General features: G+C 60.5%; 17 protein-coding genes, 2 rRNA genes and 1 pseudogene. 7 read left to right on the top strand and 13 right to left on the bottom strand.

Annotation, left to right across the window (positions count from 1 at the left end; genetic code table 11):
• Window positions 1-7: 7 nt before the first annotated feature.
• The 4 genes from PSJE_RS13225 to mdaB all read right to left on the bottom strand — a co-directional run bounded on the left by PSJE_RS13225 (window position 8) and on the right by mdaB (window position 4,799).
• Window positions 8-1,357 carry a GntT/GntP/DsdX family permease gene (locus PSJE_RS13225; protein WP_008047545.1) on the bottom strand — a complete coding sequence of 450 codons (1,350 nt, stop codon included), beginning with the start codon at window positions 1,355-1,357 and terminating at the stop codon, window positions 8-10.
• Between the two features lie 185 nt (window positions 1,358-1,542).
• On the bottom strand, window positions 1,543-2,988 hold the full coding sequence (locus PSJE_RS13220; RefSeq protein ID WP_090452986.1) for a SulP family inorganic anion transporter: 1,446 nt from the start codon (window positions 2,986-2,988) through the stop codon (window positions 1,543-1,545).
• Window positions 2,989-3,230: 242 nt separating this feature from the next.
• A complete protein-coding gene (locus PSJE_RS13215) occupies window positions 3,231-4,142 on the bottom strand; it encodes a LysR family transcriptional regulator (RefSeq protein ID WP_090452984.1) in 912 nt (303 codons plus the stop codon).
• A gap of 66 nt (window positions 4,143-4,208) precedes the next feature.
• The gene (gene mdaB / locus PSJE_RS13210) at window positions 4,209-4,799 is read right to left on the bottom strand and encodes an NADPH:quinone oxidoreductase MdaB (protein WP_090452982.1); all 591 of its coding nucleotides are present in this window, start codon (window positions 4,797-4,799) and stop codon (window positions 4,209-4,211) included.
• Window positions 4,800-4,961: 162 nt separating this feature from the next.
• Here mdaB and PSJE_RS13205 point away from each other — a divergent pair, with 162 nt between their 5' ends.
• On the top strand, window positions 4,962-5,276 hold the full coding sequence (locus PSJE_RS13205; protein WP_057716513.1) for a putative quinol monooxygenase: 315 nt from the start codon (window positions 4,962-4,964) through the stop codon (window positions 5,274-5,276).
• On the opposite strand, the gene PSJE_RS13200 is transcribed toward PSJE_RS13205, so the two are convergent.
• Window positions 5,266-6,030 carry a sulfite exporter TauE/SafE family protein gene (locus tag PSJE_RS13200; protein ID WP_090452980.1) on the bottom strand — a complete coding sequence of 255 codons (765 nt, stop codon included), beginning with the start codon at window positions 6,028-6,030 and terminating at the stop codon, window positions 5,266-5,268. The two genes, PSJE_RS13205 and PSJE_RS13200, sit on opposite strands and share 11 nt — an antisense overlap.
• A 217-nt stretch (window positions 6,031-6,247) precedes the next feature.
• Here PSJE_RS13200 and PSJE_RS13195 point away from each other — a divergent pair, with 217 nt between their 5' ends.
• The 4 genes from PSJE_RS13195 (at window position 6,248) to PSJE_RS13180 (ending at window position 8,625) form a co-directional block, all read left to right on the top strand.
• Entirely contained in the window at window positions 6,248-7,132 is an 885-nt protein-coding gene (locus tag PSJE_RS13195) for a LysR family transcriptional regulator (protein ID WP_090452978.1), read from the top strand.
• Between the two features lie 42 nt (window positions 7,133-7,174).
• On the top strand, window positions 7,175-7,753 hold the full coding sequence (locus tag PSJE_RS13190) for an NAD(P)H-dependent oxidoreductase (protein ID WP_090452976.1): 579 nt from the start codon (window positions 7,175-7,177) through the stop codon (window positions 7,751-7,753).
• Between the two features lie 49 nt (window positions 7,754-7,802).
• Window positions 7,803-8,174 carry a MerR family transcriptional regulator gene (locus PSJE_RS13185; RefSeq protein WP_057716517.1) on the top strand — a complete coding sequence of 124 codons (372 nt, stop codon included), beginning with the start codon at window positions 7,803-7,805 and terminating at the stop codon, window positions 8,172-8,174.
• A 106-nt stretch (window positions 8,175-8,280) separates the two neighbouring features.
• Complete coding sequence (locus PSJE_RS13180; RefSeq protein WP_007988984.1) at window positions 8,281-8,625, top strand: cupin domain-containing protein; 345 nt, start codon at window positions 8,281-8,283, stop codon at window positions 8,623-8,625.
• 173 nt (window positions 8,626-8,798) lie between these two features.
• Here PSJE_RS13180 and mmsB read toward each other — a convergent pair whose 3' ends face one another.
• Window positions 8,799-9,686, bottom strand: a complete 888-nt coding sequence (mmsB, locus tag PSJE_RS13175; RefSeq protein WP_008047570.1) for a 3-hydroxyisobutyrate dehydrogenase — start codon at window positions 9,684-9,686, stop codon at window positions 8,799-8,801.
• A 10-nt stretch (window positions 9,687-9,696) separates the two neighbouring features.
• Window positions 9,697-11,223, bottom strand: coding sequence for a CoA-acylating methylmalonate-semialdehyde dehydrogenase (locus PSJE_RS13170; RefSeq protein ID WP_057716519.1), 1,527 nt, complete (start codon window positions 11,221-11,223; stop codon window positions 9,697-9,699).
• 150 nt (window positions 11,224-11,373) lie between these two features.
• Here PSJE_RS13170 and PSJE_RS13165 point away from each other — a divergent pair, with 150 nt between their 5' ends.
• The gene (locus tag PSJE_RS13165) at window positions 11,374-12,321 is read left to right on the top strand and encodes a LysR family transcriptional regulator (RefSeq protein WP_057716520.1); all 948 of its coding nucleotides are present in this window, start codon (window positions 11,374-11,376) and stop codon (window positions 12,319-12,321) included.
• A gap of 166 nt (window positions 12,322-12,487) precedes the next feature.
• Here the strand turns inward: PSJE_RS13165 and PSJE_RS13160 are convergent, their stop codons facing one another.
• Window positions 12,488-13,048 (bottom strand): hypothetical protein, encoded by a 561-nt coding sequence (locus PSJE_RS13160; RefSeq protein WP_224795447.1) that lies wholly within the window; start codon window positions 13,046-13,048, stop codon window positions 12,488-12,490.
• 182 nt (window positions 13,049-13,230) lie between these two features.
• Between PSJE_RS13160 and PSJE_RS30540 the strand changes: the two are divergent.
• Window positions 13,231-13,368 (top strand): annotated as a pseudogene (locus tag PSJE_RS30540) (LysR family transcriptional regulator); the annotation flags it as partial.
• Here the strand turns inward: PSJE_RS30540 and recD are convergent.
• From recD to PSJE_RS13135, 5 genes are all read right to left on the bottom strand, one after another.
• Window positions 13,365-15,458: an exodeoxyribonuclease V subunit alpha gene (gene recD, locus PSJE_RS13155; RefSeq protein WP_090452974.1), complete on the bottom strand. Its 2,094-nt coding sequence runs from the start codon at window positions 15,456-15,458 to the stop codon at window positions 13,365-13,367. The pseudogene PSJE_RS30540 and the gene recD overlap by 4 nt on opposite strands.
• Window positions 15,455-19,144, bottom strand: coding sequence for an exodeoxyribonuclease V subunit beta (recB, locus tag PSJE_RS13150; protein WP_090452972.1), 3,690 nt, complete (start codon window positions 19,142-19,144; stop codon window positions 15,455-15,457). Before recB ends, recD begins: the two co-directional genes overlap by 4 nt.
• On the bottom strand, window positions 19,144-22,593 hold the full coding sequence (gene recC / locus PSJE_RS13145; protein WP_090452971.1) for an exodeoxyribonuclease V subunit gamma: 3,450 nt from the start codon (window positions 22,591-22,593) through the stop codon (window positions 19,144-19,146). The genes recB and recC overlap by 1 nt, the downstream gene beginning before the upstream one ends.
• 221 nt (window positions 22,594-22,814) lie before the next feature.
• Window positions 22,815-22,930, bottom strand: a 5S ribosomal RNA gene (rrf, locus tag PSJE_RS13140).
• A 171-nt stretch (window positions 22,931-23,101) separates the two neighbouring features.
• Window positions 23,102-23,209: ribosomal RNA gene (locus tag PSJE_RS13135) — 23S ribosomal RNA — on the bottom strand; the annotation flags it as partial.

The raw sequence follows: 23,209 nt of genomic DNA, 5'->3' as shown, positions 1-23,209 counted from the left end.
GCTCCGGCTAAATCAGGTAAGAAAGGCCAACGGTCAGGCCGAAGGCGACGACCGAGATCAACGTCTCGAGCACGGTCCAGGTCTTGAAGGTCTGGGTAACGGTCATGTTGAAGTATTCCTTGATCAACCAGAAACCACCGTCGTTGACGTGGGAAAAGATAACCGACCCGGCGCCAGTCGCCAGCACCAGCAACTCCGGATGGGGATAACCCAGACCAATGGCCACTGGCGCGACCACGCCTGAAGCGGTGGTCATGGCCACAGTGGCAGAACCGGTGGCGATGCGCATCAGCGCGGCAAACAGCCAGCCCATCAACAGCGGCGACAAATGAAATTCGTGGGCCAGGCCGACGATCTGGTCGGTGACGCCGGCGTCCACCAGAATCCGGTTCAAGCCACCGCCGGCGCCTACCAGCAAGGTGATGCTCGCGGTCGGTGCCAGGCATTCGTTGGTGAACTTGAGGATCGATTCACGGTTGAAGCCCTGGGCCAGGCCGAGGGTCCAGAAACTCAACAATGTGGCCAGCAGCAGCGCGATCACCGAGTTGCCGATGAACAGCAGGAACTGATTGAAACCACTGCCCGGCGTAGAAATCAGATTGGCCCAGCCACCGATCAGCATCAGCACCACCGGCAACAGGATGGTCGCCATGGTGATGCCGAAACCCGGCAGGCTGTCGCGCGGCTCACGCTCCAGGAACTGGCGTTCCAGCGGGTTTTCCGCCGGCAACTGAATGCGCGGCACGATGAATTTGGCGTACAGGGGACCTGCGATGATCGCCGTCGGAATGCCGATCAGGATCGCGTACATCAAGGTCTGCCCCACCGACGCCTGGTACACCTGCACCGCCAGCATCGCCGCCGGGTGCGGCGGTACCAGCGCATGCACCACCGAAAGCCCGGCGACCATCGGCAAGCCGACCATCAGGATCGAGACGCCCACGCGCCGCGCCACGGTAAAGGCAATCGGCACCAGCAAGACGAAACCGACTTCGAAGAACAGCGGCAACCCCACCAGAAACGCGATGGTCACCATCGCCCAATGCGCGTTCTTCTCGCCGAAACGGTCGATCAAGGTCCGCGCCACCTGCTCGGCGCCACCGGACTCGGCCATCATCTTGCCGAGCATGGTGCCCAGCGCCACTACCAGCGCGATGTGTCCCAGGGTCTTGCCGACCCCGGCCTCGTACGCCCCCACCACACCCGACGGCGGCATGCCCGCCACGAGCGCCAGGCCAATGGAAATCAGGGTGATGACAATGAACGGGTTGAGCCGGTAACGGGCGATCAGAACGATCAGTGCAATGATGGCGATGGCGGCATACACCAGCAGCCAATAGCCGAAGGACAGGGTCATGCGGTACTCCTCGAGAGGGTCACGTCGAAATATTTGTGAAACTCTTAAAACATTTCGGAAGGTGATTTTCAAACGAGGTGAAAGTAATTTTCGTGCAGAGGTAAGGCGTGTCGCGCAGAGGTATGAGTTGTCGCAAATAATGAAAATCAGGCAGGCGGATTTTCATCGCGCCTGCCTGTTTGATTTCAGTCGTGCTGCATCCGGGCACGCTTGAGCAATTTCTTGCAACGCTCGGACAAATGCAGCACCCGCAGGTGCTTGCCGGCCTTGGTGTAGCGCTCGCGCAAGGTGCCCAGTGCAGCGATGGCCGAGTAGTCGACAAAGCTCAGGTGCTGGCAATCAAGTGTCACTTGCGCCGGGTCATTGGCCGGATCGAACTGATTGAGGAAGGGTGTGGTCGAGGCGAAGAACAGCGTGCCATGCACCCGGTACAGCTTGCTGCCGTCGGTTTCCAGATGACTGTCGGCGTACAGCTGCCGGGCCTGCTGCCAGGCGAAATTGAGCGCCGCGATGATGATCCCGCAGAGCACCGCCATTGCCAGATCGGTGAAAACGGTAATCACCGTCACCGCGATGATCACCAGCACGTCGTTCAACGGCACCTTGTTCAGCACCCGCAACGAAGCCCAGGCGAAGGTCTGTTGCGACACCACGAACATCACCCCCACCAGCGCGGCCAGCGGAATGCGCTCGATCAGCGGCGACAGAAACAGGATGAACAACAGGATCGACACCCCCGCCACCACCCCGGACAAACGCCCGCGACCGCCGGAACTGAGGTTGATCACGGTCTGGCCGATCATGGCGCACCCGCCCATGCCGCCGAACGCACCGGACACCAGATTCGCCGCCCCCAGCGCCACGCACTCGCGATCCGGGTAACCACGGCTCTCGGTGAATTCGTCGGTGAGGTTCAGGGTCAACAGGGTTTCCAGCAACCCGACCAGCGCCATCACGATCGCGTAGGGCGCGATGATGCGCAGGGTGTCCAGGTTCCACGCAATGTCCGGCAGCGCCAGCGTCGGCAAGCCACCGGCAATGTGCGCCATGTCGCCCAGGGTGCGGGTCGGCAGGCCAAGCAGATACACTGCCAGGCCCACGCCGAGAATCGCCACCAGCGCCGGTGGCACCGTACGGGTCAGGCGCGGCATCACATAGACAACGGCCATGGTCACCACGACCAGCCCGAGCATCATGTACAGCGGCGTACCGCTCAACCAGGCCTCACCGTTCTTGAAGTGCTCCAGTTGCGCCAGGGCAATGACGATCGCCAGGCCGTTGACGAAACCGAGCATCACCGGGTACGGCACCATACGCACCAGCTTGCCGAGCTTGAGCAGCCCGAACGCGATCATGATCAACCCGCCCAGCAACACCGTGGCCAGCAGATACTGCACACCGTGTTGCACCACCAGCGCGACGATCACCACGGCCATCGAGCCTGCCGCGCCGGACACCATGCCCGGTCGCCCACCGAACAGCGCGGTCAGGGTGCAGATGATGAACGCGCCATAGAGCCCCATCAACGGATTGAGATGGGCCACCAGCGCGAAAGCGATGCACTCGGGCAACAGGGCGAAGGAAGTGGTAAGCCCCGCCAGGACATCGGCGCGTAGACGTTTTGCTTTCATTGGGAACCGCACACAGGGAGAGACGAAAAAGAGTGTGCGGATGTTACGGAAATGCAGTCAGACCGACCAGTTGTTGTGCCTGCGCAAACGCCATCGCGAGCAAGCTCGCTCCCACAGGTTTTGTGTCATTCACGAAATGGGCGAACAACAAAGTACCTGTGGGAGCGTGGCTTGCCCGCGAAGAACGATGACGCGGTCTAAAGCGAGCTCAGCCCCTCTCGTCATTGCGCAGCAATCACGAATCAACCCTTGAAGTCTGCGCTCGCATAATCCGCCAACTTGCCCTGGATGAAGTCCAGGAAGCACTGAATGCGCAGGGCCAGTTGCGAGTTGCGGTAGTACACCGCGTTGATCGGCTGGCGATAACCGCTGTTGAACTCGGCCAGCAACACCTTCAAGCGTCCGGCACGAATGTCTTCGATGGTCATGAAATGCGACAGGCTGGCAATGCCTTGCCCATCCAGTGCGAGATGGCGGATGGTTTCGCCGCTGGAAGCACTGATCGACGCCTGGATCGGCCAGCGATCGCCATGCACATAACGCAGCGGCCATTGGTTGAGGCCTTCGTTCTGGGTGAACCCCAGCAGCGTATGGTCGGCCAGGTCAGCCACGGCTTGCGGTGTGCCATGCTTTTCCAGGTACGCCGGGCTGGCGACGATGTGCAGCGGGCTGCAACCCAGGGAGCGGGCATGCAGCGTCGAGTCGGTCAGGGTGCCAATGCGAATGGCGATGTCGGTACTCTGCTCCAGCAGGTCGATGATCAAATCGTTGCTGTTGAGTTCGAGCTGGATGTCGGGGTAGAGCCGGCGGAATTCATCGATGTAGGGCACGATGGCGTGCAGCATGAACGGTGATGCCGCGTTGATGCGCAAACGCCCGGACGGCGTTTGCTGGCGTGAGGACAGGCGCTCTTCGAGTTCGTCCATCTGATCGAGAATCCGCTTGGCGTGCTCGAAGAAGTACTTGCCCTCTTCGGTCAGGTCCATGCGCCGCGTGGTGCGATTGATCAGCGTAGTGTCGAGCTTGGCCTCCAGCCGCGACAGCGTACGACTGACCGCCGAAGGCGTTTGCCCGACTTGCTCGGCCGCCGCAGAAATCGACCCGCATTCAATCACGCAGACGAAAACCTGCAACTCATCGGATCTGGCTTTCACGTGTGTCCTCTTTTGCGAGTCGGCGCGGCGATCTTCCTGGCCGTTGCATCGGATAGTAGCCGAGCACTACGCCTTGAGGCCAAACACCTCAGTCAAATGCTGCGCATAGCGTGCCACGTCGCCTTCGATGTTCGGGCGTTTCATCACGTCCACGCACAGGAACGTCGGCAAACCGGTCATGCCCAGGAACTCGTTGGCCTTGTGGAACGGGAAGTACACCGCGTCCACGCCTTTGGCTTCGAAGAAATCGGTCGGGTCGTCGAAGGCCTGCTGCGGGGCGTTCCAGGTCAGCGACAACATGTATTGCTTGTCGTGAATCAGGCCGCCGCTGCCGTACTTCTGCGACGCGTCCGAACGGGTGCGACCGTCGCTGGCATAGAGGCTGCCATGGCCTTCGGTGAAGACTTCATCAATGTACTTTTTCACGGTCCACGGCGCGCCCATCCACCAGCCGGGCATCTGGTAAATGATCACGTCGGCCCAGAGGAACTTGGCCACTTCTTCGGCGACGTCGTAGCCCTCGTCGATGAAAGTGGTTTTGACATCCATACCGCCGCGATCCAGCACGCTCAACGCGGCTTCATGCAGGGTGGCGTTGTAGCGGCCGTCGGAGTGTGCAAATTTTTTGCCGCCATTGAGCAACAGGACTTTTTTCATGGGAGGTCTCGGGAAGGTCGGGAATCGGATGGCGGCAGAGTACCGATCGACCTCACGCGGAGTAAGCGTCGATTTGGCAAAATTCATTTGACCTACAAGCACGAATCAACAGGCGATTGTTGCCTTAGACTGGCGCCAGTTCTGACTTGAGGAGAGATGTAGATGAGTGAAATCCAGGGATTCATCCTGCACGCCAAGACCCGTCCGGAAAAATCCGACGCCTTTGAAGCGTTTTTCAGCGGCTACGTGCAAGCGAGCCGAGCCGAACCCGGTTGCATCGAATACCACATGCTGCGCGACAAACAGGACCCGACCCTGTTCATCTTCTACGAGATCTGGCAATCCCAGGCCCACCTCGATGTGCACTCGAACCTGCCGCACATGAAGCAGTTCCTCGAGCAGCGCGATGAATACCTGGAACGGGATTTCGAGATCCGCGCCATCGACATGATCAGCCCATCGTCCGCTAGCCGCTGATCAGCAAATGGCCGCCGAGCAACCCCAGGCCAACGAAGAACACGCGCTTGAACCACAGGGCGCTGATCCGCTGGCGCAGCGATTGCCCCAGCCACATGCCGAGCATGGCCGGGATCAGCGCCAACAGCGACGCGCTCAACTCGCCCCCGCCGAGCGCGCCGCGCCATAGCAAGCCACCAGCCAGGGCCAGGGTCGAGACGGTGAACGACAGGCCCAGCGCCTGCACCAGTTGGTCCTTGCTCAAACCCAACGCTTGCAGATAGGGCACCGCCGGAATCACGAACACGCCGGTGGCCGACGTGATGACGCCGGTCAGCACGCCGCACAGTGGACCGAGCCAGCGTTCGCTGCGCCGCCCCACGCGCACAGTCGGCAGGAACAAACCGCTGAGCGCATACAGCAACAATGCCGCGCCCAACCCCCGCACCACCCAATGGCCACCGCTCATGCCGACCCACAGCGTGCCTGCCCCGGTGCCAATGAAAATCGCCAGCAACATCGGCCATAACCGCTTGGCCAGCCCCGACAGATGCCCGCCGAATGCCAGTTGCCAAATGTTGGTCAGGGTCGCCGGAATGATCAGCAGCGCCGCAGCCTGCGTCGGCGCCATAGCCAGACCGAGCAGGCCCATGGCAACGGTCGGCAGGCCGAGGCCGATCACCCCCTTGATCATGCCGGCCAGCACAAAGGTGCCGATAACCAGCAGCGAAAGGGCCAAGCCGAGATGCTGATAAAACGCCGAGAGTGTATTCATGGGGCCATGGTGAGCCCGCGGGGGTTGATTGAAAATCTGCCATATACTGAGGCTGCCTCTCTTCAGACAAGAGGCTGAATAATCGGGTGCGGTATCTGACGCCATCGCGAGCAAGCTCGCTCCCACAGTGGTTATCTGTTGTTCACAAATCTCCTGTGGGAGCGAGCTTGCTCGCGATGGCGGCCTCCCTGACAACACACATCCAGAGGTTGCCGCAATGCACTTCGACCTGACCGACCTGCGCCTGTACCTGAACATCCTCGACACCGGCAACATCACCGCCGGCGCAGCACGCAGTCATTTGTCCCTGGCAGCGGCCAGCGCGCGAATTCGCGCCATGGAGGCGTCGCTGGGCGTCGAGTTTCTTCAGCGCAATCGTCGTGGGGTCAGCCCGACGCCGGCCGGCAATGCCCTGGCCCGACACGCCCGGGTTCTGCTGCAACAGGCCGAACGCCTGCAACAGGAACTGGCCGAGTACGCCCAGGGTGTCAAAGGCCAGGTGCGACTGCTGTGCAACACCACGGCGATCACCGAATACCTGCCAGAGCTGCTCGCGGATTTCCTGCATAGCCATCCCAACCTCGACATCGATTTGCAGGAACTGCCCAGCACCCGCATCACCCACGCCTTGCGCCAGGGTGCGGCGGACCTGGGCATCGTTTCCGACGCGGTGGACACCGATGACCTGCAGACCCGAGCGTTTCGCGATGATCCGCTGGTGCTGATCATGCCCCGGGAACATCCCTTGTCTCATGCGACCTCAGTAAGCTTCACCGACACGTTGCATCACGACTACGTCAGCCTGAATGCCAACAGCGCGCTGGCGGTGTACCTGGAAGAGCAGGCACTGCACGCCGGCCTGCGCATGCAGATTCGCATCCGCGCCGACGGTTTCGATGGCGTGATGCGCATGGTCGCCCGAGGGGCGGGACTGGCAATCGTACCGCTGGCCGCGGTCGAACGCGGGTCCGCCGGACTACCCTTCAAAAGCTTCGCCCTGCAAGAACCCTGGGGCCAACGCAAACTGCTGCTCTGTGCCCGGGACTTCGCCGCATTACCCGGCTATGCCAAGGCCCTGCTGCACGCCTTGACTCTCCCCTGAGGGGCAGACTTTATCCTTGAGGTTTGATCTTCAAGGACCGCGATGATGGGTAAACGAATACTGGTGATACTCGGGCATCCGTCCGGCAACAGCTTCTGCGCCGCCCTTGCCGAGCGTTACACACAGTCGGCAGTGCGCGCCGGGCATGAAGTGCGTCAATTGTTTCTGGGCAGCATGGATTTTGACCCGGTGCTGCGCGAAGGCTATCAACAGGTCCAGCCGCTGGAAGCCGACTTGCGTAACGCCCAGGCCGATATCCTGTGGGCCGAACAGCTGACACTGGTTTATCCGATCTGGTGGGGTGGCGTACCGGCCTTGCTCAAGGGCTTTTTCGACCGGGTGTTCTTGCCGGGTTTTGCCTTCAAGTATCGCCAGGGCAAAGCCTTCCCCGACAAACTCCTGCGCGGCCGAACCGCCCACCTGCTGGTGACCATGGACACACCGCCCTGGTACTACCGATGGATCTACCGCATGCCCGGTTTGCATCAGGTCCGTAAAACCACGCTGGAATTCTGTGGTATCAAGCCAACCCGAACCCTCACCTTCGGGCCAATTCTCGGCGCCAGCGCAGACCGGCATGCAGCCTGGTTGCGGCAAGCCGAAGCTATCGCCAGCGCTTGAGTCGGTCGATAATGCGCCGAGCTTTATCCTCGGAGAAAAGGACCTTCCCATGTACATCGGCCAAGCCGCGCAACGTTCCGGAACCACGGTCAAAAGCATCCGTCATTACGAGTCGATTGGCCTGCTGCCTGCCGCTCGCCGCCTGGGCAAGTACCGCATCTATGACCAGCACAGCGTCGACCTGCTGATGTTCATCAAATGTGCCCAGCAGTTGGGTTTCAGGCTCAAGGAATTGCAGTCGGTCTTCGCCGGACATCAGGGTCCGCAGTTGCCATGGGAACGGGCACACCAGATCATCGCCAGCAAAAAACAGGAAATCGCCGAGCGGATAGCGGCGCTGTCGCAACAGCACTCACAATTGGTCGAGTTCGAGAACAGCCTCGAACAATCCAGGCTCGACTGCCCGCTGACTCGTCCTTGAGAGTTGTGCGTTTCTGGACAGCTCAGTGTCGAGCACAGACAACTGAACGATGGGCAGGCGCTATAGGGTGCGACTTCAGTTCTTGAGCCCACTGCCCGGAGTCATCATGACCGCACCGATTACCGTACTTCGCGATACCCACCCGCTGCCCGTGCTCGACGCCTGCAAATGGGAAAAACTCGAAGGCGACCCGCACACCGTCAACCTCAACGCCTACACGAGTGAAGACGGCAGCAAGATCATGGGCACCTGGATCTGCACGCCGGGCAAGTGGTACGTCGAATATGTGAAGTGGGAGTACTGCCATTTCCAGGAAGGCTACTGCGTCATCACCCCGGAAGGCATGGCGCCGATCCACCTGCGCGCCGGCGACATTTTCGTCATCGAACCGGGAATGAAAGGCACCTGGGAAGTGGTGGAAACCGTGCGCAAATATTTCGTGTTTGCCTGATACAAAAAAACCGGGGGATCACCCGACGTGATCTCCCGGTAAATATCTTTGGGTACATGCAGTCCCTGTGGGAGCGAGCTTGCTCGCGATTGCGGTGGGTCAATCAGCATCAATGTCGACTGTAACGACCTCATCGCGAGCAAGCTCGCTCCCACAGTTTTTTCACCGCCCTTCTATTGCGGTTTGCGATAGCCATTGATGATCGCCGAGAAGTCCTGACCACCCTCCCCACGCAAACTCATCGCCTGATACAACTGCTGGGCCACCGCGCCGAGTACCACCGGCTGGTGCGCCTGACGCGCCGCTTCAGTGGCCAGCCCCAGATCCTTGAGCATCAGTTCGGCACCGAAACCACCGGTGTAACCGCGCGACGCCGGCGCTGTTTCAACGATGCCCGGCCACGGGTTGTACATCTCTGAACTCCAGCAACGCCCGGTGGAACTGTTGATGATGCCCGCCAGCACCTTGGTGTCGATGCCCAGGGCATCGCCCAGTGCCATGGCTTCGCTGACGCCGACCATGGAAATCCCCAGCAGCAGGTTGTTGCAGATTTTAGCGATTTGCCCGGTACCGACCTCACCACAATGGACGATGTTGCGGCCCATTTGCGCCAGTACCGGTTGCAGGGTGGCGAACAGTTCGGGGGTGGCGCCGACCATAAAGGTCAGCGTCCCGGCGGCTGCGCCACCGGTGCCGCCAGAGACCGGTGCATCGGCCATGGCCACGCCCTGTTTGGCAGCGGCGGTGGCCACGTCCCGCGCGGTCTGCGGATCGATGGTGCTGCAATCCACGGCCGGCACACCTTTGCCGATACCGGCGAGCACGCCGTCTTCACCCAGCCACACACTGCGCACATGCACCGCGGCAGGCAGCATGGTGATGACCAGTTCGGCGCCCTCTGCCGCTTCACGGGCCGATGCACTGATACTGCCGCCCAGTTGTTCCAGTTCCGCCAGCACAGCTTTGTTCAGGTCCACCAGGCGCAGTGCATGGCCGGCCTTGATCAGGTTGCGCGCCATCGGCGCGCCCATGTTGCCCAGACCGATAAAAGCGATTTTCATGTCCGGCTCCTTATCGCAGGTTGATCGTGGTGTTCACACCGTCGTTGACGCTGTCGTCATCGAACCAGCGACTGGTGACGGTCTTGGTCTGAGTGTAGAACTGCACCACTTGCTTGCCGTACGGGCCGAGGTCGCCGAGCTTGGAACCACGCGAACCGGTGAAGCTGAAGAACGGGACCGGCACCGGAATCGGGATGTTGATACCGACCTGGCCGACGTCGATTTCGTTCTGGAATTTACGCGCCGCCGCGCCGCTCTGGGTGAACAGGCCCGTGCCGTTACCGAACGGGTTGGCGTTGACCAGGGCGATGGCCTCGTCGAGCGTATTAACCTCCAGCACAACCAGCACCGGGCCGAAGATTTCCTGGGTGTAGATCTGCATGTCGGTGGTCACGCCGGAGAACAGGGTCGGGCCGACAAAGTTGCCCTTCTCGTAACCTGGAACCGAGATCTCGCGACCGTCCAGCTCCAGTTTCGCGCCCTCCTTGATGCCGCTCTCGATCAGGTCGAGAATCCGCGCCTTGGCCTTTTTCGAAATGACAGGGCCAACATCAGTGCCCGGCTCGCTGCCGGCATTGACCTTGAGTTTTTGCGCCAGCGCCTTGAGATCCGGCAGCCATTGCTTGGCCGCGCCCACCAGCACCACCACCGAAGTGGCCATGCAGCGTTGACCGGCGGCACCGAAACCGGCACCCACCAGCGCATTCAGCGCTTGTTCGCGATTGGCATCCGGCAACACCACGGCGTGGTTCTTGGCGCCCATCATCGATTGCACACGCTTGCCGTGTTTACCGGCCAGGTCGTAGACATGCGTACCGACGGCGGTTGAACCGACGAAGGAAACCGCCTTGATATCTTTATGGGTGCAGAGCCCGTCGACCACATCCTTGCCGCCATGCACGACGTTGAGCACACCGGCCGGAATACCCGCCTCGATCGCCAGCTCCACCAGGAGCATGGTCGACATCGGGTCCTGTTCGGACGGCTTGAGCACGAAGGTATTGCCGCAGGCGATGGCCATCGGGAACATCCACAGCGGAATCATCGCCGGGAAGTTGAACGGGGTAATGCCGGCGCACACACCGATCGGCTGGCGCAGGGTGTAGGTGTCGACGCCACCGGCGACGTTTTCAGCGAACTCACCCATTTGCAGGCTGCCGATGGAACAGGCGTGCTCGACCACTTCCAGTCCACGGAAAATATCGCCTTCGGCGTCGGCAATGGTCTTGCCCTGCTCGGCGCTGAGGACGGCGGCGATGCGCTTGGAGTGTTCGCGGATCAGCGCCTGGAGCTTGAGCATGATGCGCATGCGCGCGCCGATGGGTGTCAGTTTCCAGGTCTGGAATGCACGATGAGCGGCGCTGATGGCCGCGTCGACTTCTTCAGCGGTGGCAAACGGCACCTTGGCCAGCACCTGCTGGGTCGCCGGGTTGATGATGTCGTGCCATTCGGTGGTCTTGGATTCGACCCACTGGCCGTCGATCAACAGTTTGACCTTCTGCACGGTGGTGTCATTGGGCGTGAGCGATACGTTCATGTGGGTCTCCAGATCTTTGTTGTTATCTTGGGAGCCAAGGCGAAATAGTCGCCTTGAGAAGAGGCATGCGCCGCGAATTGGTTAACGGGCTGTTTTTGGAGTATAGATGTGCAAACTTCTGATAAGAACGCACATAAAAACCGGTCCAACATGCAAAAAAACATCACCTCCCTCGGCTCGTTGAACTGGGACGACCTAAAGTTTTTCCTGGAAGTCTCCCGCACCCGCAAAGCCAGCACCGCGGCCAAGCGCCTGGCGGTGGACTACACCACGGTGTCGCGGCGCATCAGTTCCCTGGAAACGGCGCTGGGCACATTACTGTTCGAAAAATCCCGGACCAGCGGCTTTGTCCTGACCGCCGAAGGCCAGCGGTTGATGGGGTATGCAGAGTCGATCGAGAGCACCTTACACATGGCGTGCGAGCAGGTTTCCGGGTCCGGCGTGGCGCTGTCCGGTCATGTGCGCATGGGCTGCACCGAAGGCTTCGGCAGCTTTTTCATCACGCCGCAGCTGAGCCACTTCGTCGACACCTACCCGGCCATCTCGGTGGATATCCTGCCGCTGCCGCATTTCATCAGCTTGTCCAAGCGCGAGGCCGACATCGTCATCGCCCTGGAGCGCCCGGAGCATGGACCGTACGTCTGCTGCAAACTGTGCGACTACCGATTGCAGCTGTACGCAACCCAGGACTATCTGGACAACCACCCGCCGATCCGCCGACCGGCAGACTTGGCCAAACATTCGTTTATCAGTTACGTCGACGACCTGGCGTTCAGCTCGGAGCTGCTGTACCTGGCCAACGTATTGCCCGGCGCCAGCGCCAACCTGCGCAGCACCAGCGTGATCGCGCAATTTGTGGCCGCGCAGCAGGGACGCTCACTGGCGATCCTGCCGTGCTTTCTCGCCACTCAGGACCCTCGCCTGCTGCCGGTGTTGCCGCAGGAAATCAATATCACCCGACAGTTCTGGATGTACTGCCGGGAGGATTTGAGGAAGCTCAAGCGGATCACCCTGTTGTGGGATTACATCCGTGAGGTAACCGAGCGCAATCAGGGACTGCTGATGGGTGAAAGCCGGGAGATGCTGTTCGCCGATTAGGAGTATTCAAGGAGTCAGGTAGCGGCATCGTGACGAGGTCCAAAGACCGGACCAGCCTCCAAAGAGCGGCACGAACGAGACAAGGCCCTGAACCCTGGCTACCAGGGCGCAAGAGTCCTTAGTAGCTTGGGGTTCAGGTTTGAGAGGGGGGACTTTTGAATGATCCTCAGTTCTTTAACGAAACTTGTTTGGCGTCGATTTTCAGATCACTGAGGCGCTTGAGCATAGCAATGATGTTTACCCGAGCGGATCCCTCATTGGCCAAGCGTAGTCGCTTGATTCCTATAACCGAATCGCCCATGCCAGCGGTGAAAGGAGTCCGGATGATTTCACGCAAAATGACCTTGTCAGTGCTTGACTCTGTCAAGGTGTATTCAACTTCACTGGTCACTTCAAAATTCAGTCCAAATACAGGCTGGTCGACGCGCAGCAGGTTGGCACGCAGAGCATAGGGGGCTGACTCGTCGCCAAGCAAATTAGCATTGACGAGCGATTGCTTGAGTGCAGCGCCGAAGTCAGGGGCGTCGATTTCGGAAGTCCACAGAGGGTTGGTTTTATCTCCACCATTCACCTCAGAAAGCCGTACATTGTTTCGCAGCTGGGAGTCATAAGTGTTTGCCTTGGCCTGATCAGCCGTTACTGACATGCCGGAAATCTGAGCAGGCGAGGCACAACCAGTGCAAAGAGCAATCAGGGCTGAAGCTAAAAGCAAGCGAAGGTACGTCATTCGACAAATCCTTTTAATTGTAAAAGTTCCAAAGAGATCGCAAATAGTAGCACTATGCCACTCTTTCGAATAGTTAGCTCGACACCTGATACGGTGTCTGGAAGCTCTCTGGTTTAGTCCTTCGGGCGCGAACTTGTGGATGGAATAGCCCCTGTATTCATTGGGTTGACCTGAGTTCCTTGAAGTTCTGGATGTACTGCCGGGAGGATTTGAGGAAGCTCAAGCGGATCACCCTGTTGTGGGATTACATCCGCGAGGTGACCGAGCGCAATCAGGGACTGCTGATGGGTGAAAGCCGGGAGATGCTGTTCGCCGACTAGTCGGCGCCGAGCCCCAGCATCAACCCGCTCAAGCGCTTGACCTTGCGCCTCACCGCCTCTTCGAACACCCCTGTGCGGGGCTCGATCAAGGTGAACCAGTTCTTGGCCCGGGTGATCCCGGTGTAGATCAGTTCCTTGGTCAGCACGGGGTTCAAGGCGTCTGGCAAAATCAACGCGGTGTGGGCAAATTCCGAGCCCTGGGATTTATGCACAGTCATGGCGTACACGGTTTCGACATCATTGAGCCGGCTCGGCAGGACAAAGCGCACGCCACCCTGGCCGTCATTGCGCGGAAAGGCGACACGCAGAACCTGCTTGCCGGCCTCGGGGCCCTCACGCTCCGGAAGCTTGAGGGCGATGCCGATATCGCCGTTCATCAAACCCAGGCCGTAGTCATTGCGGGTCATCAGAACCGGACGGCCTTCGTACCACTGCTGGTCACTGTCGATCAGGCGTGCCCTTAGCAAGGCGTCCGTCACTCGCTGGTTCAAGCCCTCCACACCCCACGGCCCCTTGCGCACGGCACATAACAACTGGAACGCGTCGAAGGCTTGCAACACCTCCCGGGCCCAGTCGGTCCAGCGTGAGTCTTCCAACGGACAATCGAGCGCCGGGCGCTGATTGCGCAGCAGGCTCAGGTAGTGCCGATAACCCTGCGGTTCCTCACCATGACCGTCGAGAAGCAGGCGCTCCAGAGCGCGGTCCTGCTCTCCCTTGAGAGACAAGGAGTACACATCGTCATGGCTTCGCGCAGACAACAACCTGCGTGCTTCTTCGGGTTGCTGCTGGTTGACCCAACGAGCCAGTTGGCCAATACCACTGCCCTCACCGAATCGCCGGGAATGGCGCAACATCACAACCTGTTGGGCCAATGGATGAGCGCCCTGCGTGTCCTCCTGCAATCCACTGGCCTGCAAACTCTCGCCGCTGACGGCTTCCAGCCACTGGCGCGTCTGCGGGCTGTACCAGCCAGCCTCGGCGTCGCGACACAGATCCCCCAGTACCGCACCGGCTTCTACCGAAGCCAGTTGATCCTTGTCCCCCAACAGCACCAGGCGCGCATGGGCGGGCAAGGCGTCGAGCAGGTTGGCCATCATTTCCAGGTCGATCATCGAGGCCTCGTCCACCACCAACACATCCAGCGGCAGGCGATTACCCGCGTGGTGCCGGAAATGACGAGTCCCGGGCCGGCTGCCGAGCAGGCGGTGAACGGTGGTGACGTCGGACGGAATCTTTTCCCGAACGTCCTCCGTAACCTTCAAGGTCCGTACTTGCTGGCTGATGGATTCAGTCAGACGCGCCGCGGCCTTGCCGGTCGGTGCGGCGAGACGAATGCGCAGGGGCATGCCGACCTCGACCGCTGGCGCCTGGAGCAACGCCAGCAAGCGCACGACGGTGGTGGTCTTGCCGGTTCCCGGGCCCCCAGTGACGATGCTGAAGGCGCTGCGGGTCGCCAGGGCGCAGGCCAGCTTCTGCCAGTCGATCACGTCACCAGGTCGGGCAGGACCAAACAACCCGGTGAGACGCTGGAGCAAGTCATTCGGCGTGGATTCGTGTTCCGTCAGACGCTCGCGCAACGAAAGGTCGATTCGCCGCTCGTAGGCCCAATAGCGGCGCAGGTACAAGCGTTTGCCCGATAACACCAAAGGCCGGTCACGCACGTTGTCACGACTGTCAGCAGCCAGTGCGACCAGATTGCTGGCGGCCAGCACCTTGCACCAATGAGCACCGTCCAGCGATCCCAGCAATTGCGAGGGCAACAACATCGCGCCGCCTTGCACGTCACCTTCGGGTGGCAGCGACAGGGCGAAGTCCGGTTCTTTCAGTGTCTCGAACAGGTCGAGGCAGACATGCCCGTGACCCAACTGGTGGCTGGTCAGCGCGGCTGCCAGCAACACCAACGGGTCATCCTCCGGCGCCAGTTCATGTAGAAACGCCACAAAGGCTTTGTCCAGCGCGCGCAACCAGCCACGCTCGACCCAACGCGTGAGCAACAACAGCAAGTCGTCGGCACGACTCAGCGGCGCCAGATCGACCAGGCTTTCGGCTGCCAGCGATGTGGGCAACAAATCGGCGAATGTGCGACTCATAACAGTACTCCCTGTTCCCAAGCGGGTTCGGCCTTGGGCTCTGGCTTGCCCTGGAACAACCTGTCCAGACGCTCGATCAGCTCTCTTGGCGGACGGGCGAAAAACACACCCTGGCTGGCCGCACGCGTACCGCGCAAAAACAGGTACAACGCACCGCCGACATGCCGGTCGTAGTCGTAATCGGCGAGCCGCGCCTTGAGCTGGCGGTGCAGGGCCAACAGGTACAACACGTATTGCAGGTCATAACGGTTGTCGAGAATCGATTGTTCCATGGCCTGCGCGGTATAGGCCGCATCATCGACGCCGAGCCAGTTGGATTTGTAGTCGGCAACGTAATAACGGCCGTCATGTTCGAACGTCAGGTCGATGAAGCCCTTGAACATACCGTTGAGCAACACCGGTTCCGCAGCCACCCGGGCCACGCCGCTATGGGTGTATTGGCACACCAGCGCATCGAGCTTGAGCACATCGACCTTATGGCTGGCGAACCAGAACTCCATCTCGACCTGATACTGCGTCAACTGGCCGAATACCACTGGCGCTTGGCCGGCGCCCAGTTGCAACGGCGACTTGAGCAGATGCTGTAGCCAGTCACTCAAGGTGCTGATCCAGCCCTCCCAGCCTCGACGGTTGCAGCGACGGGCAATGGCGTCGATCACCTCGTGTGGTGCCGCATCAAAACCCTCGCCCCCCGCCCATTCGAGCAAGCCATGGAGGAAGGTGCCGGGATTCGGGCCGCGCGGGAAGCGATGGATATCGCCACCACCGGCAACCACCTCCCTGGGGGCCTGCGGATCGAGGCGTTCGTCATCGAACAGTTTTTGCGCCTGCGGGCTCTCCGGCGCCTCGTCCGTGCCGACACTCAGGGTGTCGCCAATGCGCAGCGCGCTGTAGGAAGCGATCCACCAGTTTTCACTGGCCTTGCGTTTCGGAACCCGCGGAACCAGCAGCGCCGCATCGTTTTGTGGAGGCTGATAATGCTCTGCTGTTGCTTCAGGCATCTCGGCATACGCCAGCGCCGGGCAGTCCTGTTGCAGATCCTGCAGCCAACGCTGCAACGCCGGGGACTCGGCCAATGGCGCACCGCCGCCCAACAGATAACCCAATGCCGACAGATGCAGCACCGAGCCATTGTTGTTGCCGCGCTTGAGGTCGGCCACCCCCAGCCAGCAGGCGTGCTGCGCCCGGGTCATGGCGACATAGAGCAAGCGCAGATCCTCGGCCAGACGCTCATCGTCAGCCAGGGCAATCAATTCTGCCGTCGGCTTTAAGGTGACTTGGGCGTTGCCGGATTCATCGTGGTAGTGCAGCGGCAGGCGACTGCCATCCACTGGTTTCGCCGAGCAAATGAACGGCAGGAACACCAAGGGGTATTCAAGGCCTTTGGACTTGTGGATGGTCACGACCTTGACCAATTGCTCATCACTTTCCAGACGCAGGATCTGCTCTTCGCCAGCCTGCCCGGACAGCGCCAGATGCTCGGACAAATGCCGGATCAAGGCTTGCTCGCCATCGAGTTCAGCGGCGGCTTGTTGCAGCAGTTCGAAAAGGTGCAGAAGGTTGGTCAAAACGCGTTCGCCGTCACTGCGGGCGATCAAAGCCTGGGGCAAACGGAAGTCGTGCAGCAAGCGTCGCAGCATCGGCAGTACGCCCTGCTTGCGCCAGACTTCGCGATAGCCACGGAACTGCATGACCCGGGACTCCCAGGCCAACTCGTCCTGATTCAGACGCTCCAGTTCCGTCAAGGACAGGTTCAACGTGATGCTGGCCAACGCAGCCCGCAGCGGTCGCTCGACATCCGGCTCGGCGCAGGCCTTGAGCCAGGTCAGCACGTCATGCGCCTCCTGGGCGGCGAACACCGAGTCCTTGTCCGACAGGTAAACACTGCGCACACCACGGGCGGCCAATTGCGCACGTACCGCCTGCGCCTCCTTGCCATCGCGCACCAGGATGGCGATGTCCGCCGGTAGCAGGCCCCTGAAGGCTTTGCCGTCCTGGGTGAATCCCGCTTGCCCCTGCTGCCCGCCATTGAGCAATGCCGTGATTTCACTGGCGCAGGCAGCCGCCAGATGTTGCCGGTACACCGCACCGGACAACGGTTGTTCGGCCGACAAGTGCCAGATGTTCAAGGCAGGGATTGCCTGGTCATTGATGCGCAAGACTTCTTTGCGGCCCTGGGAGGCAACCGGCGTGAACGGAACCGGGTTGTCGCCATTCTTCTCCCGAAACAGGAACGCGCCGCGTCCTGACTCACGGGCTTCGGCGCGCGCGAACACATGGTTCACCGCGTTGACCATGCCATGGCTTGAGCGGAAGTTGGTGCCCAGGGTGTGCAGGCGGCCAGTGGTGGCCTGGCGGGCGCGCAGGTAGGTATGGATGTCGGCGCCGCGAAAAGCGTAGATCGCCTGTTTCGGGTCGCCGATCAGGAACAGACCGCACTCGGGGCTGTTATCTTCAATGCGGTAGATGCTCTCGAAGATCCGGTATTGCACCGGGTCGGTGTCCTGGAATTCATCGATCAGTGCCACCGGAAACTGCTCGCGAATCAGGGTTGCCAGTCGCTCGCCGCCATCGGACTGCAAGGCCGCATCAAGACGCAGCAACATGTCGTCGAAACCCATTTCCGCGCGGCGGCGCTTCTCCTCCTCGAATCGCGCCCCGACCCAGCGAGCCGCATGTTGCAGTACGGCGGCATCGGGTGTTGGCAGCCCATCGAGACTGGCCTTGAGCCCGGCCATCGCATCGAGCCCCGGATGTCGAGGCGCTTCGCCCTTCCAGGCTTCGGCCATGCCATCCGGGGTCAGGCGCGTGAAACCGGTGCCGATATCCAGTTGCTCGAGGGATTCGTCTTCGGCCCAGGCTTTGATCTTTTCAAACCAGGGCTCGAAATAGCGTGCCTGCATCTTGCGACCGTCGACAGCCTTGCCGGCAACGCCCTGGTGACAGATCGCAAGCAACTCGTCCGCCCACTGCAGCCAGGGCTTCTTGAGTTCGATCAGGGCCGCCCTTCGCTCTTGCAAGCATTGCGAAATCACTTCGGCGGGTTCTTTCCCTTCAAGGGTATCCCGCTCGCTGGCGAACAGTGCACGAATCCGCGGCAGCAGCGCCGCCGGTCCGCCCCAATTGCTGCGCACCCAATTCAAGGCGTCACCTTGCATGGGGTAGCAGAACAGCCGCCAGTAATCGCGCAGGACTTCCCCCAGCAAGTCGCTGTGGTCGGTTTCCAGGGTCTGGGTAAACAGGCTGCCGCTGTCGAATGCGTGCTCGCGCAACATGCGCTGGCACCAACTGTGGATGGTCGACACCGCCGCCTCGTCCATCCACTGGGCGGCGATATCCAGGCGGTTTGCGCATCCGGGCCATTGCTCGGGCAAGTACTGATCACGCAACTCGGCAATCAGGCTGTCGGGGGCTGGTGTTTCATCGCGAAAAAAGCGTGCAGCCTCGGCGAGCCGCGTGCGAATGCGTTCGCGCAGCTCTTTGGTAGCGGCGTCGGTGAACGTCACGACGAGGATCTGCGGCGGCAACAGCTCACGCCCGAAACCACTGTCCTCCCCGCCGTTGCCAAGCACCAGACGCAGGTACAACGCGGAAATGGTGAACGTCTTGCCAGTCCCGGCACTGGCTTCGATCAACTGGCTGCCACGGAGCGGGAATGCCAGGGCCAAAGGTGTCTTCGTGCTCATCAACGCGACTCCTCGCTGGACAGGGAACACCAGGGCGCTTCAAGAAGCGGACGATAGAGCGCGTCACACCACTGGGGGAACGTCTCATCGGCGACCAAGGCATCGTAATCGGCGAATTGGCGCGCCAGTGCCGGGCTTTCACGCCGCTCCCCGTCCGTCGTCTGCCCATCACCTTCATAGGCCTTGCGCGCAGCGGCTTCGGCTTTGACCGGGTCGGTTTGCCCCAGCCACGCGAAAGCGGTCTTGACAGCGATCGGCAGAGGCTGGCGCATCCCCGACTGCCAGGCCATCAACAGGTCACCGAGAATTTTCTGTGCCGTGGACTGGTCCAGCGGACCGAGCAACAGGCTGTCGTCACTGGCCACCAATGCGGTGGTCAACGCCATGCCACTGGCACAAGCCATCAGATGATTGACCCAAGGGCGTGTCAGTCGATGCCATTTGCGCGACTTGATCGAGCCGATGCTGTTGGGGATCGTTGTGACAGACAACAAACCACCATCAGCACGCTGATGCAGGCCGCCGAGCCAGCCCTCGATGTGCAGGCCTTGCAGCTCAAGACTGACGGGCAACGCGCTGCTCAGCGGTGTTGGCCACAACGCCAGGAGCTGTTGGTGGCGTTGCAGCAAGTCAGGCAATGGCTCGATCAACTCACGTTGCAGGCACTCACCGAATCCGGCCATCGGCAGCAGCCCGCTGTTCTGCAAACGCTTCGCCTGATCCTCCAGTGCCTGCCCGGTATTTCCAGGATCTGCCAGCGCCGCTTCGAGCAAACGGTCGCTGAGGCTGTAACGCTGCAACGCATCCAGGACAAAGGGTTCTTCATCGGCCAACGGCACTTCTGCCGCCTCGAAGAAGACCTTCAGTCGCTGGCTGAAAAAGTGCCGTACCGGATTGCGCAGGAAATCCTGCAGTTGACCGAGACTCAGTGGTTCGTCCTGAACGTGGGGCCCGAGCACTTCGGCGCTTGGCTGCTGCTCTGCCGCTTGATGAAGGACCTGCCATTCGGTGGCGTAGCTGAACGACTCATCCCCGTCGTGAAAGTAGCGAGCACTGAAGGGTTGCAATGGGTGTTCCCGGGTCATGGCTTCCAGCAGATCCTCGTCGCTTTGCAGCATTCGCCAACCGCTGGCCAAGTGGTCACGCAACTGGCCGATCAGCACCGAGGCAGGCCGCTCGCTGTTATCGCGGATGCTGCGACCCACCCAACTGATGTAGAGCTGGTCCCGTGCCGACAACAAGGCTTCCAGTAGCAGGTAGCGGTCATCTTCGCGCCGGGAGCGGTCACCCGGACGGTAATCACTGCCCATCAGATCGAAATCCAGCGGCGGTTGCGCCCGCGGATAATCGCCGTCATTCATGCCCAGCAGGCACACCAGTTTGAACGGGATAGCGCGCATGGGCATCAAGGTGCAGAAGTTGACCGCACCGGCCAGAAAACGTTGGGACAAACGGCCCTGATCCAGACCTGCAAGCCAGGCTTCACGGACGACGGTCAGCGGCAACTCATCCTGCAACCCGACGGATTCGCAGGTCTCGAGCCAGGCCTCACGCAGCTCTTCGAGCTGGGCCAGCAAGTAGTCATCGTGTTCGTTACCGGCAAGGAAGAACAACTGCACCAACGCCTGCAAGCGCAAGCCCCATTGCCCTGGCGATGCCGGCTGAGAGAGTTCGTGGTGAGCCACTTCCAGCGCGTCCAGCAACGCAACCAGCGGACCGATGAGCGCAGCGTCCAGACCACCGATCTCGTCGTAGGGCTCGATACCCTCATAAGCATCGGCGCTGCCAACGGCATAACCGAGCAACATTCGTCGCAATCCGAAGCGCCAGCTGTTTTGCTCCAGTTCGTTGGGTAGCCCGAGCCCGGCACGTTGCTCGGCATTCATGCCCCAGCGAATACCGGCACCTTCGATCCAGCGGTGCAGCGTCGGCAGGTCACGCTCCTCGACACCAAAGCGAGCACGCAGTGCCGGGACGTCCAGCAGATCGAGAATCTCACTGACAGGGAATCGGCTGTCAGGCAGCTTGAGCAGGTGTTCGACAGCAATCAGCAATGGATCGCGACCACGCTGGCCCTGGTCAGCCAGGGTAAACGGAATGAAGCGAGGATCCTGGCGGTCAAGCTGTCCAAACACGGCACGAATATGCGGTGCGTAGCTGTCGATGTCCGGGACCATCACGATGACGTCTCGGGGCCGCAATGTCGGGTCGGCGCTGAAGCGCGCGAGCAGTTGATCGTGGAGGATCTCGACTTCTCGCTGGGCGCTATGGGCGATGTGAAAACGGATCGATTCGTCCTGCTGCAGATCGATAGCCGGCCAACGCTCCCGAGTCTCGTTGAGGGGGCGCAACTCGAGGATGTCATCCTGCAACTGGTTGAGCACATTCAGCGGCTGACCGTCACTGAACAGGTCGATGCGCCCGTCGCGGAATGCCGAACGATAGCTGTTGGGATCGTCATAACTGTCGAGCAGGTTGATATAGTCCCGCCCCTGCTTGCCCCATGCGGCCAGCAACGGGTGCGCATGCTGATGCAGGGTTTGCGGATCGATCACTACCGGCATGCCGCTTTTGCGGGCCTGACGCTTGTATTGATGCCGCAACAGGTCTTTATCGGCGACGATGTCCGCCCAATGGTGACGACACGGGTTATGCACGCACAGCAAAACCTGACTGAATCGTGCCAGTCCCGCCAGTGCTTCCAGGGCTTGTGCAGGCAGCGAAGAAATCCCGAAAACGATCACTCGCGAGGGTAACCCCTTGGGGGCTGCTTCGAGATGGTTGATACGCTCGACAAATCGCTGATGGACACCGGCACGGCTTTGCGCCATGCCTTCTTCTCCCACATCCAGCAAGAGTGCGCGCCATAGCTCTGCCTGCCAGCAATTGGCCGGGGTCAGGGGTTTGGCTTCACCCCTGGCGTTTCTTGTTTGATGGCGACCTTCCGCCCAGTCTTCGAGCCAGTCGGCTCGGTACACCTGGTATTGGTCGAACAGATCCGCCAGACGCTCAGCCAATTGATAGCGCTTGCGCAGATCGGTGTCATGGGTCAGGAAACGCTGCAGCGGCTCGAAGTGCGGCTGATTGATCAACTGCGGCAGCAGGCGCATCAGACGCCAGGTCAGTGGGGCTTTATCGAGCAGGGACTTGACCGGAATTTCGTCACGGCCAAGGACCATGCGATAGAGCTGCCACATGAAGCTGCCAGGCAACTGCACGTCGATGGCGGCAGCGATGCCGCAGCCTCCCATGTCGTCTTCTTCAGAATCTTCCGCCAGTGCCAGCTTCAGCCATTGGGCAATACCATTGCTTTGCACCAACGCGATTTCGTTCTCCAGGGGAGCCAGCGGGTAGCGTCGCATCCAGCTGACCACCAGGCTGCGCAACTCGTCCAGGCGGTTGCCGTGAACCACCATAAAACCAGCACTGAGGGACGTCGCGTCCGGCATAAAGGCTTCCTTGGATAATACAAATTCGAGGGACGACTTTAGCATTGAAGGCGATTGGCTTCATTGTAGGAGCGAGCCTGCTCGCGATGGACGCTAACGATGACGCGGGAAACCTGACGCCCCGCAGCGCTCTCGGTTTTTTCGCGAGCAAGCTCGCGCCTACAGGGACGCCAAAAACAAAACCCCTACCTGCATACGCAGATAGGGGTTTCGGAATTTAATCTTGACGATGACCTACTCTCACATGGGGAAACCCCACACTACCATCGGCGATGCATCGTTTCACTGCTGAGTTCGGGATGGGATCAGGTGGTTCCAACGCTCTATGGTCGTCAAGAAATTCGGGTACTGAGTCGTGACCGGATGGCCTCGCTTCAGCAAATTGGGTATGTGACAGCTTTCGGTGTTTTGTAAGCGTCGAACTTTCGGTTCTTTCGTCTTCACACACCGCAATCTGATGCTTCTTTCGGCTTTTTAGCCAAGAGCAGGCAAATTGCTTGGGTGTTATATGGTCAAGCCTCACGGGCAATTAGTATTGGTTAGCTCAACGCCTCACAGCGCTTACACACCCAACCTATCAACGTCGTAGTCTTCGACGGCCCTTCAGGGGACTCAA

The organism is Pseudomonas jessenii (assembly GCF_002236115.1).
GTDB classification, from domain to species: domain Bacteria; phylum Pseudomonadota; class Gammaproteobacteria; order Pseudomonadales; family Pseudomonadaceae; genus Aquipseudomonas; species Aquipseudomonas jessenii.
The sequence above is the reverse complement of the archived record's forward strand: the minus strand, read 5'-3'. Positions and strand labels throughout refer to the sequence as shown.

Bases quoted from the DNA above. Each gene is read 5' to 3' on its own strand.
- PSJE_RS13165 (WP_057716520.1), top strand. From the start codon at position 11,374: ATGCAAAAAAACATCACCTCCCTCGGCTCGTTGAACTGGGACGACCTA.
- mmsB (WP_008047570.1), bottom strand. From the start codon at position 9,686: ATGAAAATCGCTTTTATCGGTCTGGGCAACATGGGCGCGCCGATGGCG.
- mdaB (WP_090452982.1), bottom strand. From the start codon at position 4,799: ATGAAAAAAGTCCTGTTGCTCAATGGCGGCAAAAAATTTGCACACTCC.
- PSJE_RS13195 (WP_090452978.1), top strand. From the start codon at position 6,248: ATGCACTTCGACCTGACCGACCTGCGCCTGTACCTGAACATCCTCGAC.
- recB (WP_090452972.1), bottom strand. From the start codon at position 19,144: ATGAGCACGAAGACACCTTTGGCCCTGGCATTCCCGCTCCGTGGCAGC.
- PSJE_RS13170 (WP_057716519.1), bottom strand. From the start codon at position 11,223: ATGAACGTATCGCTCACGCCCAATGACACCACCGTGCAGAAGGTCAAA.
- recC (WP_090452971.1), bottom strand. From the start codon at position 22,593: ATGCCGGACGCGACGTCCCTCAGTGCTGGTTTTATGGTGGTTCACGGC.
- PSJE_RS13205 (WP_057716513.1), top strand. From the start codon at position 4,962: ATGAGTGAAATCCAGGGATTCATCCTGCACGCCAAGACCCGTCCGGAA.
- PSJE_RS13160 (WP_224795447.1), bottom strand. From the start codon at position 13,048: ATGACGTACCTTCGCTTGCTTTTAGCTTCAGCCCTGATTGCTCTTTGC.
- PSJE_RS13180 (WP_007988984.1), top strand. From the start codon at position 8,281: ATGACCGCACCGATTACCGTACTTCGCGATACCCACCCGCTGCCCGTG.
- PSJE_RS13190 (WP_090452976.1), top strand. From the start codon at position 7,175: ATGATGGGTAAACGAATACTGGTGATACTCGGGCATCCGTCCGGCAAC.
- PSJE_RS13200 (WP_090452980.1), bottom strand. From the start codon at position 6,030: ATGAATACACTCTCGGCGTTTTATCAGCATCTCGGCTTGGCCCTTTCG.
- PSJE_RS13185 (WP_057716517.1), top strand. From the start codon at position 7,803: ATGTACATCGGCCAAGCCGCGCAACGTTCCGGAACCACGGTCAAAAGC.
- PSJE_RS13220 (WP_090452986.1), bottom strand. From the start codon at position 2,988: ATGAAAGCAAAACGTCTACGCGCCGATGTCCTGGCGGGGCTTACCACT.
- PSJE_RS13225 (WP_008047545.1), bottom strand. From the start codon at position 1,357: ATGACCCTGTCCTTCGGCTATTGGCTGCTGGTGTATGCCGCCATCGCC.
- recD (WP_090452974.1), bottom strand. From the start codon at position 15,458: ATGAGTCGCACATTCGCCGATTTGTTGCCCACATCGCTGGCAGCCGAA.